The 16,519-nt window shown below is 66.4% G+C and carries 20 protein-coding genes and 2 pseudogenes; 4 read left to right on the top strand and 18 right to left on the bottom strand.

Annotation, left to right across the window (positions count from 1 at the left end):
* Positions 1–77 precede the first annotated feature (77 nt).
* The 12 genes and pseudogenes from QH470_RS27140 to QH470_RS27195 all read right to left on the bottom strand — a co-directional run bounded on the left by QH470_RS27140 (position 78) and on the right by QH470_RS27195 (position 8,639).
* A pseudogene (locus tag QH470_RS27140) lies at positions 78–2,017 on the bottom strand (potassium transporter Kup).
* Positions 2,018–2,296: 279 nt separating this feature from the next.
* Positions 2,297–2,977, bottom strand: coding sequence for a DUF8020 domain-containing protein (locus QH470_RS27145; protein ID WP_280275193.1), 681 nt, complete (start codon positions 2,975–2,977; stop codon positions 2,297–2,299).
* 362 nt (positions 2,978–3,339) lie between these two features.
* Complete coding sequence (locus tag QH470_RS27150; RefSeq protein WP_280275194.1) at positions 3,340–3,855, bottom strand: DUF3558 domain-containing protein; 516 nt, start codon at positions 3,853–3,855, stop codon at positions 3,340–3,342.
* A gap of 5 nt (positions 3,856–3,860) precedes the next feature.
* Positions 3,861–4,112 (bottom strand): DUF3558 family protein, encoded by a 252-nt coding sequence (locus QH470_RS27155; protein ID WP_280275195.1) that lies wholly within the window; start codon positions 4,110–4,112, stop codon positions 3,861–3,863.
* A 91-nt stretch (positions 4,113–4,203) separates the two neighbouring features.
* Positions 4,204–5,151 carry a magnesium and cobalt transport protein CorA gene (locus QH470_RS27160; protein ID WP_425302790.1) on the bottom strand — a complete coding sequence of 316 codons (948 nt, stop codon included), beginning with the start codon at positions 5,149–5,151 and terminating at the stop codon, positions 4,204–4,206.
* Positions 5,148–5,327, bottom strand: coding sequence for a hypothetical protein (locus QH470_RS27165; protein ID WP_280275196.1), 180 nt, complete (start codon positions 5,325–5,327; stop codon positions 5,148–5,150). Before QH470_RS27165 ends, QH470_RS27160 begins: the two co-directional genes overlap by 4 nt.
* 58 nt (positions 5,328–5,385) lie before the next feature.
* Entirely contained in the window at positions 5,386–6,147 is a 762-nt protein-coding gene (locus tag QH470_RS27170) for an ABC transporter permease (RefSeq protein ID WP_280275197.1), read from the bottom strand.
* Positions 6,144–6,953, bottom strand: coding sequence for an ABC transporter ATP-binding protein (locus QH470_RS27175; RefSeq protein WP_280275198.1), 810 nt, complete (start codon positions 6,951–6,953; stop codon positions 6,144–6,146). The genes QH470_RS27170 and QH470_RS27175 overlap by 4 nt, the downstream gene beginning before the upstream one ends.
* A 4-nt stretch (positions 6,954–6,957) precedes the next feature.
* Positions 6,958–7,299: a DUF1048 domain-containing protein gene (locus QH470_RS27180; RefSeq protein ID WP_280275199.1), complete on the bottom strand. Its 342-nt coding sequence runs from the start codon at positions 7,297–7,299 to the stop codon at positions 6,958–6,960.
* A gap of 17 nt (positions 7,300–7,316) precedes the next feature.
* On the bottom strand, positions 7,317–7,649 hold the full coding sequence (locus QH470_RS27185) for a PadR family transcriptional regulator (RefSeq protein ID WP_280275200.1): 333 nt from the start codon (positions 7,647–7,649) through the stop codon (positions 7,317–7,319).
* Positions 7,650–7,667: 18 nt separating this feature from the next.
* Positions 7,668–8,360, bottom strand: a complete 693-nt coding sequence (locus QH470_RS38140; protein WP_342228468.1) for a GtrA family protein — start codon at positions 8,358–8,360, stop codon at positions 7,668–7,670.
* A 102-nt stretch (positions 8,361–8,462) separates the two neighbouring features.
* Positions 8,463–8,639 (bottom strand): hypothetical protein, encoded by a 177-nt coding sequence (locus tag QH470_RS27195; protein WP_280275201.1) that lies wholly within the window; start codon positions 8,637–8,639, stop codon positions 8,463–8,465.
* A gap of 41 nt (positions 8,640–8,680) precedes the next feature.
* Between QH470_RS27195 and QH470_RS27200 the strand changes: the two genes are divergently transcribed.
* Positions 8,681–9,286, top strand: coding sequence for a hypothetical protein (locus tag QH470_RS27200; protein WP_280275202.1), 606 nt, complete (start codon positions 8,681–8,683; stop codon positions 9,284–9,286).
* 81 nt (positions 9,287–9,367) lie between these two features.
* On the opposite strand, the gene QH470_RS27205 is transcribed toward QH470_RS27200, so the two are convergent.
* The 4 genes from QH470_RS27205 to QH470_RS27220 all read right to left on the bottom strand — a co-directional run bounded on the left by QH470_RS27205 (position 9,368) and on the right by QH470_RS27220 (position 13,133).
* Positions 9,368–10,918, bottom strand: coding sequence for an MFS transporter (locus tag QH470_RS27205; protein WP_280275220.1), 1,551 nt, complete (start codon positions 10,916–10,918; stop codon positions 9,368–9,370).
* A 118-nt stretch (positions 10,919–11,036) separates the two neighbouring features.
* Positions 11,037–11,327: a hypothetical protein gene (locus QH470_RS27210; protein WP_280275203.1), complete on the bottom strand. Its 291-nt coding sequence runs from the start codon at positions 11,325–11,327 to the stop codon at positions 11,037–11,039.
* A gap of 17 nt (positions 11,328–11,344) precedes the next feature.
* Positions 11,345–11,788, bottom strand: a complete 444-nt coding sequence (locus QH470_RS27215) for a hypothetical protein (protein ID WP_280275204.1) — start codon at positions 11,786–11,788, stop codon at positions 11,345–11,347.
* A gap of 37 nt (positions 11,789–11,825) precedes the next feature.
* Positions 11,826–13,133 carry an erythromycin esterase family protein gene (locus QH470_RS27220; RefSeq protein ID WP_280275205.1) on the bottom strand — a complete coding sequence of 436 codons (1,308 nt, stop codon included), beginning with the start codon at positions 13,131–13,133 and terminating at the stop codon, positions 11,826–11,828.
* A 92-nt stretch (positions 13,134–13,225) separates the two neighbouring features.
* Here QH470_RS27220 and QH470_RS27225 point away from each other — a divergent pair, with 92 nt between their 5' ends.
* Positions 13,226–13,597 (top strand): STAS domain-containing protein, encoded by a 372-nt coding sequence (locus tag QH470_RS27225; protein ID WP_280275206.1) that lies wholly within the window; start codon positions 13,226–13,228, stop codon positions 13,595–13,597.
* A 27-nt stretch (positions 13,598–13,624) separates the two neighbouring features.
* Here QH470_RS27225 and QH470_RS27230 read toward each other — a convergent pair whose 3' ends face one another.
* A complete protein-coding gene (locus QH470_RS27230) occupies positions 13,625–14,080 on the bottom strand; it encodes an ATP-binding protein (protein ID WP_280275207.1) in 456 nt (151 codons plus the stop codon).
* 226 nt (positions 14,081–14,306) lie between these two features.
* Here QH470_RS27230 and QH470_RS27235 point away from each other — a divergent pair, with 226 nt between their 5' ends.
* Both QH470_RS27235 and QH470_RS27240 read left to right on the top strand, forming a co-directional pair.
* Positions 14,307–14,786, top strand: a complete 480-nt coding sequence (locus QH470_RS27235; protein WP_280275221.1) for a hypothetical protein — start codon at positions 14,307–14,309, stop codon at positions 14,784–14,786.
* Positions 14,787–15,117: 331 nt separating this feature from the next.
* The gene (locus QH470_RS27240; protein ID WP_280275222.1) at positions 15,118–16,101 is read left to right on the top strand and encodes an alpha/beta hydrolase; all 984 of its coding nucleotides are present in this window, start codon (positions 15,118–15,120) and stop codon (positions 16,099–16,101) included.
* Between the two features lie 21 nt (positions 16,102–16,122).
* Here QH470_RS27240 and QH470_RS38320 read toward each other — a convergent pair.
* A pseudogene (locus tag QH470_RS38320) lies at positions 16,123–16,434 on the bottom strand (GNAT family N-acetyltransferase); the annotation flags it as partial.
* Positions 16,435–16,519: the final 85 nt, after the last annotated feature.

Here is a 16,519-nt window from a genome sequence, read left to right on the forward strand (position 1 = left end):
CGCGGAGCCAGCGCGTCGCGCTGCGTGAACTGTCCGTGCGGCGGGACCGCGTGGAGACGGTGTCCGGGTCGGCTTTTCTACACATCGACGCGGGCGCCCATGATCACGGTGCGTTCCCCGGGTAGTCCGAAGTATTCGGCGGCGTCGGCGGTGATGTAGGAGGTGGCGATGAACAGGCGTTTGCGCCAGGGCGCCATGGTCGGTGCGGGGCCCTTCTTCAGTTCGATCTTGGATAGGAAGTAGGAGGCGTTGTCGATGTCGATGGGGCCCTCGGTGTGTGCGGGGTCGAGCCGGCGCAGGGTGTCGGGGATGTTCGGGGTTTCCATGTAGCCGAAGTGTGCGGAGACGTGGATGATGCGGTCTTCGGCCCAGCCGAGTGCGTCGACCTCGGTGCGGTCGGTGTCGGGTACTCGCGGCACCGGGAGCGTCACGATCGACATGATCACCACGTGGTCGTGCAGGACGTGGTTGTGTTCGACGTTGGCTCGCATCGTCAGGGACGCGGTTTCCTTGCCGCGGTTGAGGAATACGGCGGTGCCGGGGATGCGCCGCAGTGGTGGCTGGTGGTCGTGTAGTTGGTCGATGAAGGTGCGCAGTGATCCTTCTTTTGCCTCACGGGCGTGGGTGACGATGTCGCGGCCGCGCTGCCAGGTGGTCATGGCGGTGAAGGCGGTGATCCCGATCAGCAGCGGCAGCCACGCGCCGTGGACGAGTTTGGTCATGTTCGCAGCCAGGAACAGCAGGTCGACGGTGAGCAGTGGGACGGCGCCGAGCAGGATCAGCCAGAGCGGGGTCCGCCATGTGGTGTGGGCGATGTAGAAGAACAGCAGCGTGGTGATGGTGATCGTGGCGACTACCGCCATGCCGAACGCGAATGCCAGGGCCGCTGAGCTGCGGAACGCGAAGACCAGGGTGATCACCGACACCATGAGTGTCCAGTTGATCCATGGCACGTAGATCTGCCCGATGGTCGATTCGGAGGTGTGTGTCACCCGCAGCCTCGGCAGGTACCCGAGCTGGGCTGCTTGGGCGGCCACCGAGTAGGCGCCGGTGATGACCGCCTGTGAGGCGATCACGGTGGCCGCGGTCGCGAGTATCACCAGCGGTAGCCGCGCCCAGCCCGGGGCGAGCAGGAAGAACGGGCTGGCCGCTGCGTCGTCGTCGCCGAGCAGCAGCGCGCCCTGGCCGAGGTAGCTCAGGGTGCAGGCCGGGAGCACCAGGCCGAGCCAGCCGCGGGTGATCGCGCGTCGACCGAAGTGGCCCATGTCGGCGTAGAGGGCTTCGGCGCCGGTGACCGAGAGCACGATCGCGGCCAGCGCGAAGAACGCGATACCGAAGTGCCCGGCCAGGAAGCTCAACGCGTAGGTGGGCGACAGGGCCTTCAAGATCTCGGGATGCCGTGTGATGCCGGCGATTCCGCAGGCGCCGATCGTGACGAACCAGGCGATCATCACCGGCCGAACAATCGGCCGACCGCCGCAGTGCCGCGGCGCTGCACCGCGAACAACGCCACGATGATCACCACCGTGATCGGCACGATCAGTCGTTCCAGGCCCGGTTCGACGACCTTCATGCCTTCCACCGCGGACAGCACCGAGATCGCGGGAGTGATCATGCTGTCGCCGAAGAACAGTGCGGCGCCGAAGATGCCCAGCCCGGCCAGCACTACGGTGGTGCGCCGCCCCCGCGCTCCGCCGAGGCGGCGCAGCAGGGTGATCAGGGCCATGATCCCGCCCTCGCCGTCGTTGTCGGCCCGCATCACCAGCGTGACGTAGGTGAGGGTGACGATGATCATCACCGACCAGAAGATCGGCGATACCACGCCGTACAGGTTGTCGGCGCCGACGGGCACCGGGTGCGGATCGTCGGGGTTGAACACCGTCTGCAGGGTGTAGATCGGGCTGGTACCGATATCACCGAACACCACACCCAGCGCACCGACCACGACCGCGGTCCGGACCGGCCCCCGGCCGTCGGCGGTGTGATTCGGTGTCGCGGTATCGGATTGAGTGTCCATCGATCAGCTCCTCGATTGCCGGCCCGCAGCCTGACGCGCCGCAGCGCGCCATCGGGTCGCGGTGGGCGCGCGTCGATGATGTCGGCGACCTGCCGGTTGCCTGCGTGCCCTCCGGCCGGGCAGGCCCCGGTTCTCGGTCAGGCCGACCGGTGGCCGCTGGGTGGTTGAGCGCTCGAGTGCCTGCGACACAACGGCTTTCGAGCAGAAGCCGCCCCGCGGGCAGTGTCGTGAGAGCGGCGTCGCTCGGCCTGGTCGCTGCGCCGAGCGCGCCGCTGCTCTCTAGTCGTACGGCTGGTTCATGGTGTGCTGGAACTTGATCGCGGACGCGATACCCACCGGGACTCCGACCACTGCTGCGCCGAGGATCGCGCCCAGACCGCCGAGGACTCCCGCGCCGGCGAGACAGCCGGCGAGGAGGGTCAGCCCGCCGGCATCGAGGACGGGCGCCCCGAAGATCGCACCCGCCACGGCACCGACACCGCAACCGACGGCGGCGCCGATGAGACCACCGGTCATGGTTCCGACTCCGCTCGCCAGGCCGAACTCGTTGACAGCGGCCTGAATCGCCGCGTCGAATCGCTCGGTCCGGGGGTCACCATCGATGTGGTCGAGGCGCAGACTCGGGGTCGCTTCCCGCACCGCGTCCCGCACGTTCTCCGGAGCCACCGCGGCTGCCAGGGCCTTCGGCTCGACCGCGAATTCCGCGACGCCGGCCACCGCCCTGCCGGCGGCATCCCGCACCTGGAACTGTCCGCCCTGGGTGATGAGGCTGGCCGTGCCGGTCTCGATAACCACGGACCGGTCGCCTGTGTCGCTGGTGTAGAGCACGCCCGGCATGATCTCCGTCCTCAGCGTGCGGCTTTCCGGTGCCGCCGGGGCGGCTACGGCCGCGGTGGCTCCGAAACCCACGGCGCCTGCCATCGTCACTACCACGCTGAGCGCGCGGACCATCGTGTTCATAACTTCCTGTTCCTGATCGTGCGTCGAGAACGCAGCCTCGGGCCCGGCAGGCAACCGCTGCCATCCGTGGATGCGAATCACGCACAGAATGTGCGCCGACGGGACTGTTCGGCCGCCCTCCGATGGCCGCGAATCGCGTTCTCCGCCTGTGTGTTCTCGACGTTGAGCAGGCTCAACATAGCGAAATGAACTGCCGCTTCCCGCCCAAGCGGTACCTGGCGGCGGGTTTTTAACGGATTCCTCCAGTCACCGATGCCGGTATTGACGCCCTGTTTACAGCTGGCGGACAAGGCAACTCGCGTCGGGGCGTCCTGTTCGGCGAGCGAGTGGTGAGTCCCGACCCCAGACCGGCCACGCGCCGGTTACCCGTCGAGCTGGACGGTTTCGAAGATCAGCTGTCGGGCCGCTTCACACGGATCCGGCTGTGGCGCCGGGGCCCGCAGCCGCACCCACCAGGTCACCGTGCCCGAGTCGGCCGCCGACGCCCCGCACGACGCCGCGTCACGGGGATCGTGCCACTCGAACCCGCCGAAGCTCTCGCTCACGAAGGTCTCGGTGCGGTACCCCAACTGCACGGCGATCTGCCGGTCGAACATCAGCGAGTTCGTCCGGAACCAGCTGTAGGAGACATCGACGCTGTCACCGGCCGCGGTCACTCCCACCCAGGAACACACTGTGGGCGCGGCCTGCGCGCGCACACCGTCCAGTCCTGCGGTCACGGCGATGTCCTTGTCCGTCAGCGGACCGCACCCGGCCAATCCGCTCGCCTCCGCCGGGTCCGGCGCCGCCTCGGACCGGTCGCCGGACGAGCACGCTGCCAGCACACCGACCGCCAGTACCACAGCTGCGGGCAGCGCCCGAAACCGATTGCGCCGCATCACTGTTACCTCTTCGTCAATGTCGTCTCAGCGAGTGTGCGAGTGCCCGCGCACACATCTCTCGCCGGCGCCGCGGTCGTGTCGACTGTCCAGGTGATGAAGTCGCTGTCACCTGACGGGGCGGCGACCTCGCACGCCTGCGGCTGGCGCCACAGGTATCCGGTCCGCCCGCCGACGCTGATCTGCTCGCGCTGGGCGCGCATCTCCTGCGGGCCCAGCCGGTATCGGTCGATCACCGCCTTTCGAGAGCGGCACATCCTGCGTCGCTACGCTGAGTCGTCCCGACATCTGAACTCCGGTGGCGATCGGTAAGGGCGCAGGCGGGCAGTCCGGGGCCTACCGGCGCGCTCAGAGCCAGTGGTTGCGGCGGAACGCGACGACCAGGCCGATGCAGATCGTCACCATGATCGCCAGTACCAGTGGATATCCCCAGACCTGCCGCAATTCGGGCATGTGGTCGAAGTTCATTCCGTAGATGCCCGCGATCATGGTGCGCACGGCGGCGATCGCGACCATCGCGGAGATCTTGCGCATGTCGGTGTTCTGCTGCACCGCGACCTTGCCCAGCGCGGCGCTGACCAGAGCGCTCAACGTCTCGTCGAAATCATGGATGCGTTCGGCCACGACCGTGTGGTGGTCGGCGACGTCACGGAAGTAGCGGCGAATCTCCTTGCTCAGTGGGGCATCCGGTTTGGCCAGGACCTGCAGCGGGACGCCGAGCGGCACGACCGCGCGCCGCATCTCCACCACCTCGCGTTTGAGTTGGTAGATGGGTTCGATCGCCATCGGGCGGCCGGGCGAGAAGACCGCCTCTTCCATCTGGTCGATGTCGTCTCCGACCGATTGCGCGACGTCGAGATAGGAGTCCACGACGAAGTCGGCTATCCCGTGCAATACCGCCGCCGGCCCCAGCGCCAGCCGTACGGGGTCGGCCTCGAGTTCCCGGCGCAGTCCCGCCAGACCGGAATGCTCACCGTGGCGGACCGCGACCAGGAAATCCGGCGCGGCGAACACGAGCATCTCTCCCGTCACCACGATCTCGCTGACAGTGTGCAATTCGTGTTCGACGTAAGCGACGGTCCGCATCACCAGGACCAGGGTGTCGTCGTACCTGTCGAGTTTGGGACGCTGCCGGCCCGTGACCGCGTCCTCCACCGCCAGCGGATGCAGCGCGAAAGTCGCTGCGATATCGGCCATCTGCTCGGGATCGGGATCATGCAACCCCGCCACTGGGCGCCGGTCACGATCGCCGCCGCCAGCGAGGTGACGGTCGGTCGAGGCACGTTCTCGGTTCATGCCGGCCGGTGGCCGCGGAGGTGAGCGGAGCGCTCGAGTGCCTGCGACACAACGGCTTTCGAGCAGAAGCCGATCGGCAGGGTCACGGTCGTGAGGACGGCGTTCAGGTGGCAGGTGAGGTGGCGTACGGAGCGATGCGGGAGGAACGCGGTGTCGCCGAAGTGTTGCTCGGCCATCGGTGTTCCTCGTTTCTCCGGCTCGACCACGGCGCTGTTACGGGACGGTGGGTGGTGGTCAGGCCATCTTGCGGCGATAGATGGACGTGGCGAACAGGTAGGCGACGACGAGGATTCCGGCACACCAGCCCAGGGCGATCCAGATGTCGTTGCCGACCGGCTGTTGCGCGAACAGGTCGCGGAGGGTGTTGACGATGGAGGTCACCGGTTGGTGTTCGGCGAATGCGCGCACGGGGCCGGGCATGGAACCGGTCGGCACGAACGCGGAGCTGATGAACGGCAGGAAGATGAGCGGGTAGGAGAATCCGCCCGCGCCGTCGACGGTCTTCGCGGTGAGGCCGGGGATGACGGCGAGCCAGGTCAGCGCCAGGGTGAACAGGAACAGGATGCCGGCGACCGCGAGCCACGCCGACACGCCGGCGCCGGAGCGGAAGCCCATGAGCAGGCCGACGCCCATGACGACCACGAGCGAGATCAGATTGGCGACCAGTGAGGTCAGCACGTGTGCCCACAGGATGGACGACCGTGTGATCGGCATGGACTGGAATCGCTCGACAATACCGTTCTTCATATCCAGGAACAGCCGATATGCGGTGTAGGAGATGCCCGAGGCGATCGTGATGAGCAGAATGCCGGGCAGCAGGTAGGTCACATACGAATCCGACCCGGTGTCGATCGCGCCGCCGAATACATAGACGAACAGCAGCATCATGGCGACCGGCGTGATCGCGGTCGTGATGATGGTGTCCGGGCTACGCAGGATGTGGCGCAGGGATCGGCCCAGCAGGTAGCCGGTGTCGCCGAGGAAATGCGTGGTCATCGTTGGTCCTTACCGGTCTGTGCCGACGCTGCGATGTCACCGTTGTCGTCCTCGCCGACCAGGGCGAGAAAGACGTCTTCGAGAGTGGGTTGTTTCTCGACGTATTCGACTTCGGCGGGCGGGAGGAGTTGCTTGAGTTCGGCGAGGGTCCCGTTCACGAGAATCCGCCCCTTGTGCAGGATCGCGATCCGGTCGGCGAGTTGTTCGGCCTCGTCGAGATACTGCGTCGTGAGCAGTACCGTGGTGCCGCGTGCGGCGAGTGCCTTGACGGTCTGCCACACCTCGATGCGCGCCTGGGGGTCGAGCCCCGTGGTGGGCTCATCGAGAAAGATGACCGGCGGATTCCCGATCAGGCTCATGGCGATGTCGAGGCGGCGGCGCATGCCACCGGAATAGGTCGAGACTCGCCGGGCGGCCGCGTCGGTCAGCGAGAATCGCTCGAGCAGGTCGTCGGCGACCTTGCCGGGGTTCTTCTGGCGCCGTAGGTGGGCGATGAGCACGAGATTTTCGCGCCCGCTGAGGATTTCGTCGACGGCGGCGAATTGTCCTGTGAGGCTGAAGGACTCGCGTGCGTCGGCCGCCTGTGTGGCGACGTCGAAGCCATTGACGGCAGCCGTGCCCGCGTCCGCCTTCAGTAGCGTTGACAGTATTCGCACGACCGTGGTTTTGCCCGCTCCGTTCGAGCCGAGCAAGGCGAAAATGCTGCCCCGCGCGACGTCGAACTCCACGCCCCGCAGGACATGCAGTTCTTTGTAGGACTTCTCCAGACCCTGCACATGAATTGCCGGAGCTTGCTGTGTCGTCATCGAGCTACCGTCCCTGTCCGGTGTCTTCGCCGGCGGCGCGCTCGATGGCGTCGATCAGCCGTGTCCGTTCGCGGTTCTTCCACGAGTCCTCTTGGTAGTTGCGGGCGAACGCTTCGATGAACTCCACCGGATCGTCGCCGACGACATCGCGAACCGGGGTGCGATCCGCCGCGCTCTGCTCGAACAAATCGATGAGATCCACGAAAATCGCTGTGCCGCCGCCGGGGCCGAGGACCATCAGGTACCGCTCGAACCCGTCCACCGCCGTGCGATAGGCCGCCGGCAGCTGTTTTTTGCGCGCCTGGTACTGCCGCCACCGCTTCTTGTCGCCGAGGTCGCCGATCACTTTTTCGATGAACACGATTATCTGCCTCCTGTTTCGTGGAGTTGTTCGAGCCGTTCGGACAGGAAGTGCCACGTCTTCCAGAACTCGTCGAGGTATTGCCGCCCCTGCGCGTTGAGGGAATACACCTTGCGCGGCGGGCCCTTTTCCGACGGGACCTTCTCCACGTCGACCAGTTCCCTTTTCTCTATCCTGACCAGCAGGGCGTAGATGGTGCCCTCGGCAATGTCGGAGAAGCCCTGCTCCCGCAGCCACGCCGTGATCTCGTAGCCGTACGCCGACCGCCCCGCCAAGACCGCTAGGACGATGCCCTCGAGCGTGCCCTTGAGCATCTCTGTCATCTGCTTGCCCACGAACCACCTCCTTGCTACTCAGCGTCGCTGACTACCGGTAGATAGTAACACTGAATAGTGGAGGTGCAAGCCCTCCCGCGGCGGGGCACTGGGGCAGATCCGAGACGTCTCGGTCTTTCGGAAGACGAAGCCGCGGAGCGCCAGGAAGCGCAGGCCGCCGACCATCGCCATGACGCCGACGACCGCCCCCGCCTGTGCGATCTCGCCGAGGCCGGGCGCCCAGAATTCGAGACCGGCCAGCGCCGCCGTGCTGATCAGCAGGCCGATCAGCGCCAACCCGCCGCCTTCCCACTGTGCGGTGAACCAGCCGACCTGCCCGGCTGCGCGGAAGGTGAGCTGCCGGTGCAATTCGTTCGCGATCACCGTGCTCACGATCGAGCCGGCGGTATTGGCGACCAGCGTGCCGCTCCCGGACAGGGCAATGAACAGCAGGACATAGGCAATGTTGCCGAAACCGCCGACCAGGGCGAAGCGGATCAATTGGGCGACAACGTGTTCACTGCCCAGATACCGGCGCACGCGGTCGAGCCATTCCGCGCCCGGCATCGGGTAGCAGTCGGCCCCGAACGTCGCGGCGATGCCATCGAGGACCGCCATATCCCCATACGTCTCCCGCGGCCCGGAAGCCGCAATTGCCATGCTGTCCACACGGATACCATCGCCAGCCCTGCTGACACCGGCCTGACACAGGTCTGACGTACCCACCGGCACGGTGTTCAGCCTGGCGCGGTCCCGGAGAGGTAGCTCCCGGCTGGCCTCTTCGGCGCCGTGACCCTAGTCCTTTCCGGGTCTCGGACCGCACGTCATGAGCGGTCATGCACACGGCTGCGCGGGGTCGGCATTGAGGGCGAGTAGTGCGATGCGCGCACTGGTCCGGCACAGGCCCGGGGCGTCGTCTTCCGCCATGCGGGCGGCACGGCATTGCTCGGGCCGAGTCGTTGCTGTCCGGAACTCGTGCAGGCCGGAGGTGTCGGCGTCTAGTGTGTTCACGACGGCCGCGTGGGAGCGGTGCGGCAGGCGGGGGAGGATCCATGGCGGACTGGCAGAAGATCAGCGGCATCGCTACGGTCGTCGCGATTCCGATCTCCATCCTGATCGCGGTCGCACAATGCGGGGCGGGTTCGAACGACCCGACGCCGCCGACCTCGAGCACCACGGCAGGGGCCGGAGGCTCCGGGCATGCGGTGCCTCCGAGCGCGTCCTCAGGACCATCCGAACAGCCGTGGCCCGGCGACCCGACGGGCGCTTCCTTCCAGACGGGCACCATCTCGATCACCGCGTACACCAATCTCGGTGGTGACTCCTTCAATCTCGACAAGAACAAGACGGAGAACGGTATCGCCGAAGGTTCGGACCTGGTGGCACAGGAGGCCGGCCTCGGCGCCAACAACGGCACCCAAGTCGCACGCTGGTCCGGTCCCGAGTCGCCGACCTTGCACGACTGCCGCCAACTCCCCGACGTGGAATACGCGAAGACCGAACTCATCGACGCAGGCAGCTTCGAGACCGCGACACGCTACTGCGTGAGGTCGAGCGAGGGCCGCTTCGGCCGCATCCACACCATTTCCGCGCGAGGCGGAAACTTCCCCCAGTTCAACTTCAGCTACGTGCTGTGGAAGAAGCCCGGCGACAAGTAGTCGGCAACCCGACTCCGACGCACAACCAATCTTCCACCACATGTTCGCTGTCGTCCGGCTAGTTTGCGGACCCGTTGTGGTTCAGTCGGTTTCGGTAATGACCTTCGGGACGCCTCGGAGTGATACCAGTGCGAATGCCGCGACGCCGATGATCAGTGCGGTCCCTATCGACAGCGTGACCTGCATGCCGTCGACGAATGCCGCCTGTGCGCCGGCGGCGACTTGTCGGTACAGGTCGTCGGGGAGTTCGGTCCGCAGCGCGGTGCCGAGGCTGTCGCGGATACCGTTCGCCTCGTCCGCTGAGATCGATTCCGGGACAACGACAGTGGAGCGGTAGATCCCGGTGAGGATGGTGCCGAGGACCGCGATTCCCAATGCCGCACCCAATTGCGTTGCGGTCTCGGAGATTCCGAACGCGGAGCCCGGGCGGTGGCGGGGCGCCGAGGCGAGCACGGTGTCGGCGGTGGTGGTGAAGGCGAGGCCCATGCCGAATCCGGACAAGAGTATCGACGCCGCGAGCACGGGGTATTCGGTGTCGACTCCGCTGGCGAGGGCCAGCAGCGCGGACGATACCGCGGTGATACCGAGTCCGAGCGCCACGGTACCGGCGCGGCCGAGACGGGCGATGAGCGGCGGGGTGAGTACCGCGCCACCGATCAGCGCGCCCAAGGCCGCGGGCATGGTGGCCAATCCTGCTCGCAGCGGTGACCAGTCGAGAACCATCTGGAAATACTGGGCGAGGATCATCGATTGGGCCGCCAGCGCGAGCATCATCACGAAATTGACGGTGATGGAGCCGGTGAAGCCACGCGACCGGAACAGGCGCGGATCGATGAGTGGTGCGACCGCCCGGGTCTGCCGGCGCAGGAACAACGCGATGCCCACACATCCCAGCGCTGCCGCGACAATCACGCGCGCTTGCCCGAGCCCGTTGGTGGCCTCCTTCAACGCGTATACCAATCCGAGGACCCCGGCGACAGACAGTGTGACGCCGATCGGATCCAGCCGGGCGGGGTGCGTATCCCGGACCTCGGGAAGTACGCTCAGCCCGATGGCGACAATCGTGACGGTTATCGGGACGTTGACGAGAAATATTGCCCGCCAGGAGAATACGTCCAGAATGGTCCCGCTCACGAGTGGTCCGAGTCCGACCGCCAGCCCACCCGCGGAGCCGAATACGCCGAGGGCCATGGTGCGCTGCCTGGCGTCGGTGAATACGCTGCGAAGCAGACTCAGCGTGGTCGGCAGCATTGTGGCCGTGGTGACACCGAGCAATACCCGCGCCGCGATCAAGGTCTCCGGCGTCGGCGCGACCGCCGCCAGTATCGACACCGCGCCGTAGCCCGCCGTGCCGAGCAGCAGCAGGCGTCGGTGACCGATCCGATTGCCTATGCCACCCATGGTGATCAGCAGCCCGGCCAGCACGAATGTCGAGATGTCGGCGATCCACAGCAATTGCGTGCCGCTCGCGCCGAGATCGGCGGCGATACCCGGAAGCGCCATACCCAGCGCGGTGAGATCCCAGTTCGGAATCACCGCGAGCAGGCACGCGACCGTCAAGGTGCCCCACTTCCGCACCGCCGTAACCGTTTTCGCGCTCGCCGTCGGATCGTGAGCGTCGGAACTGGTCATCGAATTCACGGCTCGACGGTAGAAATGCCGAACACGAATCGGCGTCCCACTGCGGTAGGGGCTCGGGTAGCACGGTGGTATCAAATCGGCCGTGCACCCTGGTCGCATGTCCCCGGCGTCAGCGACGGCGCATGAACGCCACCAGGCAGCGTTCCTTGAATCTCGGACTGTCGAGGCTCCGCTCGATCACGCTTACCAGTTCCCACCCCTGGGATTCGAGCAATTCGATGCCGTTGAGCAGGTGCACCACCGGCTCGAAGATGACGGAATTGTTGTTGCTCGATGCGCGGGTCTCCACCCGGGGAGGCGAACTCAGAGCCAGGTTCCGGTGTGGATAGGACCGTAGATCCACGACACCGTTCAGTACGGCGATCACGTCGAAGACAGGTCCAGGTACGGGAGCGTTCACACCTTCATCATGCGTCGTCAGCCGCCGAAACCGGCCAGCGCCGAGGCCAAGTCGGGCACTTCGAGCACCTTCGTGGCCTGATCGCGTACGTCGGGGCAGGTCTGGGTGGTGACGTCGTCGATGATCGACTTGTCGCGGATCACTTCGTCGTTGAGCCCTTGGTTGCGGGCGGCCCAGTTCTGGACCGTGCCGTTGAAGCTGACCTTGCCGAGGACCGTGCCCTGGTCACGCCAGTTGTCGATTTCCGGGGCGATCATGTCGCACAGCTGCCGAGCTGCCTCGGGGGTGACCTTGTCCTCGTCGGTGCCGGTGGTGGCTGTCGTGCTCGGCATCGTGACCGGAGCGGTGGTGGGCGCCGACGTGTCGGTGTCGTCGTCGCCGCAGGCCGCCAGCATCGCGCTCGCCGCCATCACCCCGACCACAACGGCCGAACGCATCCGCCTGCTGTGCCGCGTGAACATGTGTCGCCTCCTTCGAACGGGGAACATTACGTCGGCGTTACCCGGTTTCGGCCGTTTGATGCGGATCGGCCTCCGCCACGAGTTCGTCGCCGATAGCGTTGTGGCGCATAGCAGACAGAGCGTGTAATGCGTGCGTGCGATCGAACCAGAAGAACGCGTCGTAGCGGTCGCCGAGGACGGTGGGCACATAGTTGCCCCACTGTTCGCGTTCGGGGTGATAGACGACGCCGATCGCCCGGTGGCCCAACTCGTCGCCGAGCAGATCGGGGCGATCCCCGCTGGGGAAGACGAACACTCCACGCTCGGGCGCGTGCGCGTGCAGCACATCCTCGAGCGATCCGGCGCGTGCCGGGGGAACCGCCAGTTCGCGTGGTTGCGCACCCCAGAAATCTCCCGCGACCACCGTCCCGCGATGGCAACCGAATCCGATCAGCACCACCCGATCACGGCCGTAGCGCTGCCGTGCGAGCTGGCCGATATTCACCTCGCCCCGCTCGGCCATCGTTGTTGCGCGCGCATCGCCGACGTGGGTGTTGTGGGCCCATACGATCGCCTTCGAATCGGGCCCGTAATGGCTCCGCAATCGCTCCAGTGTGGCGTCCATGTGCCGGTCGCGGATATTCCATGAGTGGCGATCGCCGCCGATCATGGTCCGGTAGTACCGCTCGGCACCGGCGACGACTTCGGCGTTCTGCCACGCCCGGAACGCGTCCCCACCGTCGGCGGCCGCTCTTGCGCGCAGCCGCACCAGCAGATCCACCACCTCGTTCTCGCAGCCGGCCGGAACGAACCGGGCGGCGCGGGCATAATCGGAAATATCCCCGTAAGGCTCGAAACACCGGTAAGCCGACAACGCCGCCGGCATTCCGGCCGGATCGTGCTCACGCACATGGAGCATGATCTCGTGCAACGACTCCCACAACGAATACACATCCAAGCCATGGAAACCGACGCGGGCGTGTTCGTCTCTTTCCGCGTTGTAGGTGCGCAGCCAGCGCGTGAAATCGACGACTTCCTCATTCGCCCACATCCATGTCGGCCACCGCCGAAATGCCAGCAACGCCGCGCGCGGATCCTCGGGTGCGCCGGGCAGACATCGCACCGAACGGTCGACCCGGTCGCAGTCGGGCCAGTCGCCCTCGACCGCCACGAACGAAAAGCCCTTCTCCACGATCAATCGCCAACTCAGCAACGCCCGCCAGCGATAGAACTCGTCGGTGCCGTGGCTGGCCTCACCGATCAATACGACCGAAGCATCACCGACCCGGTCGAGCAACACATCCAAGTCGCCCGCATCCGTCAGCGGGGTGGCCAGTGCCGCGACGTCATCGCCGTACCGAGACATATCGACCTCCTCCCACCGTCGTGCTACCCGGTCGAGAAGCGTCGAACCACTATGCGCGGGCTTGTGACGGGTGGGCTGGGTAAGGTCCTCGGGTGAGTGAAGGTGAGCGGGAGTCGGCCCCATCGTTATTGCGGGTCCGAGTTCGGATGGCCGGCGCGGTTGCGGTGGTGACGATCGAGGGCGAGGTCGACAGCGGGACCGCGGGGCGCATGGCGGCGGCGGTGCGCGAAGGGTTGGATCGCACCAAGGCGGGGTTCTGCGTCGTGGACCTGACCGGAGTCGAGCACTTCGGGGCGGCGGGTTTGAAGACTCTCGCCGCGACCAGCAGGGAGGCCGAGAACCGTCGCGAACCCCTGCGGGTGGTCGTCGACGCCAACCGCCCGGTCATTCGGCCCCTCGAGCTGTCGGGACTCGAGGAGGTCCTGGCGCTATATCACAGCGTCGAGGACGCACTCACCGCCTGACTCTCGCGCCGCGGTTCGGTCGCCTGGCTAGCTGCCGTCGGGTTCGTCGGGCGGTGGCGTGGCGGTCATGGGGGGAACGCGGGGGCGATCCAGCGGCAGCTCGGCCCACACTGTTTTGAACCTGGCGTAGTCGATCACGCCCCACCCGGTGGCCAAGCGGTCGATGACGGTCATTCCGCGCCCACCGCGGTCGTCGGGTGTGCGCAGGTACGGCCCGCCGGGCCCACAGTCATCGACCTCGATTCGCAGCCGTCCCGGGCGTGCTTGCACCCGGAACCGGGCCCGCCGCGGCGGCCGCCCGTGTTCGAGGGCATTGGTGACCAGTTCGTCGGCGACCAGCACCGCGTCTTCGACCACGACACCGCTCCGCGGAGCGAGCAGCGTGCGCACCGCCTCCCTGACCTGCCACAGCGCAGTGTCGTCGAGATCGAATTCCGCGTCGTGTTCCTCGCCCTCGCCGATCGGCCCCAGTGGCGCCCTCATCACGTCCACCCGCCCTCTCCGCAAACTCGGGATACCGCCTGGCTACCCCACGATCGCGGCGCGAAAACCATTGGGTGACAGGGCTCGCGGCGCGACAGTCGGCAGCGTCGGCGGCGATTGCCGATGGTAGCTAAATCGGTGCGCACACGGAGACGCGGGTCCGTGTGTAGGAGGCGGAAGCCCGGGTACGCACGGCACAGAAAACCCAGAATTCGGAGGTCTCGTGATGAGTAAATGGCTTACCCGTGTGGGCGTCTCCGCGGCGGCGGCGACAGTGGCGGCGATGGCGTCGGCGGGGCAGGCAGCGGCGGATCCGGCCAGCGTGGCGATCGACGGCAGTATGCAGGTGATGGGCATGAACGTCCTGCATGTCGATGCGCAAGGCCGGGGTGATGGGCCGGCTACCGGCACCTATGTCGCGAATGCGCAATGGGGCAATACGGCATTACCGGTCAAGGTGACCGGTCCGGTGACTTGTCTGCGCGCGCAAGGTAATACCGTATCGCTGGTCTATCCGATCACCAGCGCGCAGCCCGTGATGGTCTTCGCGCCGGATTCGATGGCCATCCAAATTACGGTGGCCAAGGGACAGAACGGCGCGCCGAACATGATCGGATACGGCATTCCGATGCCGACCAGTTCGTTCCGCGACTGTCTGCCGGGCCCCACCCCGATGGTGTTCGACGGGACGATCGATATCAGCTGATACCGCAAGTCGGGCACCGCCGTCATCGCTGGTTCGGTGACGACGAAAGGTCAGGGCGGCGCGCCGGTGAGGGTATCGGCGCGCCGCCGACATAGCCGAATCATGGCATCCGAGTAGCACACTCACAGGCCGCGCTCGGGAAAGCCCTTCGGGGCAGGTGCCGGCGGCTCTCGCATCCGTTGACGTGCCTCCATCTCGTCGCGCAGTGCTTGCAGAGCTGAACCCTGCCCTGATGTCTTCCCTGTCCTGGCTGGTCCCGCCCGGAAAATTTATGCTGGGCAACCGCCGAATTCGGGTCTTCGGCATCTTGTCGGGACAGCAGCGAGGAGGTATGCGGGTGGCGCGATCTGTGAGCCGGCGGCCATGGTTGGGGAAGGCTGGAGTCGTCGCGGTAGTGGTCCTGCTGATGTCGTGGGTCGGTGCGGCGGTGGCGCCGGCGGCGCCGGTGTACGCGCCGGTGCGGCAGGCGCCGGCGGGCGGATTCCAGGAATTGTCGGTGCCCTCCAGCATGGGGCCGATCAAGATTCAGGTGCAGTGGGCGGCGCGCGGCGGGAGTGCGGCTCTGTACGTACTCGACGGTCTGCGGGCGCCGGGCGATCACAGCCAGTGGACGACCGACACCGACGCGCTGCGCCAATTCGCGGGCGACAACGTCACTGTGGTGTTCCCGGTCGGCGGCCGCTCGAGTTTCTATACCGACTGGCACCGGCCGAGCAGCACCAATCGCCAAGCGACGACCTACCGGTGGGAGACCTTCCTCACCGCCGAATTGCCCGCTTTCCTGGCGCGTTTCGGCGTCTCGCGCACCAACAATGCCATCGTCGGCGCCTCCATGGGCGGTAACGCCGCCCTGACGCTGGCCGCCCACCACCGCGACCAGTTCAAGTTCGCCGGATCCTTCTCCGGATTCGTGCACCCGACCTTCCCGATGTGGAACGAAGCGATGCGCGCGGCCATGTGGGACGAGGGCAACTTCAACGTAGACGACATGTGGGGCCCCGCAAGCGATCCCGCCTGGCGCCGCAACGACGCCACCGAACAGGCCGAATTGCTACGCGGCCTCCCGATGTACATCTGGGCCGGAAACGGCGTGCCGGGCCCGCCGGACCTGCCGAACGGCGTCGGCAACACGGTAAATGCCATGGGCCTGGACGCAATGACGATGGTAGCGGCACAGATGTTCCGAGATCGACTATCGGCCTTGGGCATTCCCGCGCGCGTCGACATCGGCAACGGCACCCACACCTGGGCGTACTGGCAACAGGCCCTGGCAACAGCCCGCCCAATGATCCTCGACACCCTCGGCGCACACTGACCTGTAGGGGGTGCCTACGCCTCGGCTTCTGTACTCGGGGAGTACGAATGCGTTGCTGAGATAGCCCCAGCGTGAGGCGGGTAGGCCGGGGCGGGGCATTCGTTCGAATAGGGCGAGGTTGACCATGCCGACTGCGTCGCTGTCGATCTCGGCCAGGAATGTCGTCCGGCGGGATGACTCGGCGGCGTACCACTGGGCGAATTGATCGTCGAATCCGTTGTCCTCGAGTGGGCGGCCTGCTTGTTCCTCCGCCCATTGCCTGCGCAGCTGGGCCAGGGCTGGTATGTCGCGGTCGTCGGTCTGTCGGATGGTGACAGCGGGGGTGCAGGGCATCGGCCAGTATATGGCGCTCGACCCCGATAGGTGCTAGCGTCGCGCAATAAGTTCGGATTCTGAACTATTTCGGGCTGATCGGTTG

The sequence above is a fragment of the Nocardia wallacei genome (genome assembly GCF_029868745.1).
Lineage (GTDB): Bacteria > Actinomycetota > Actinomycetes > Mycobacteriales > Mycobacteriaceae > Nocardia > Nocardia wallacei_B.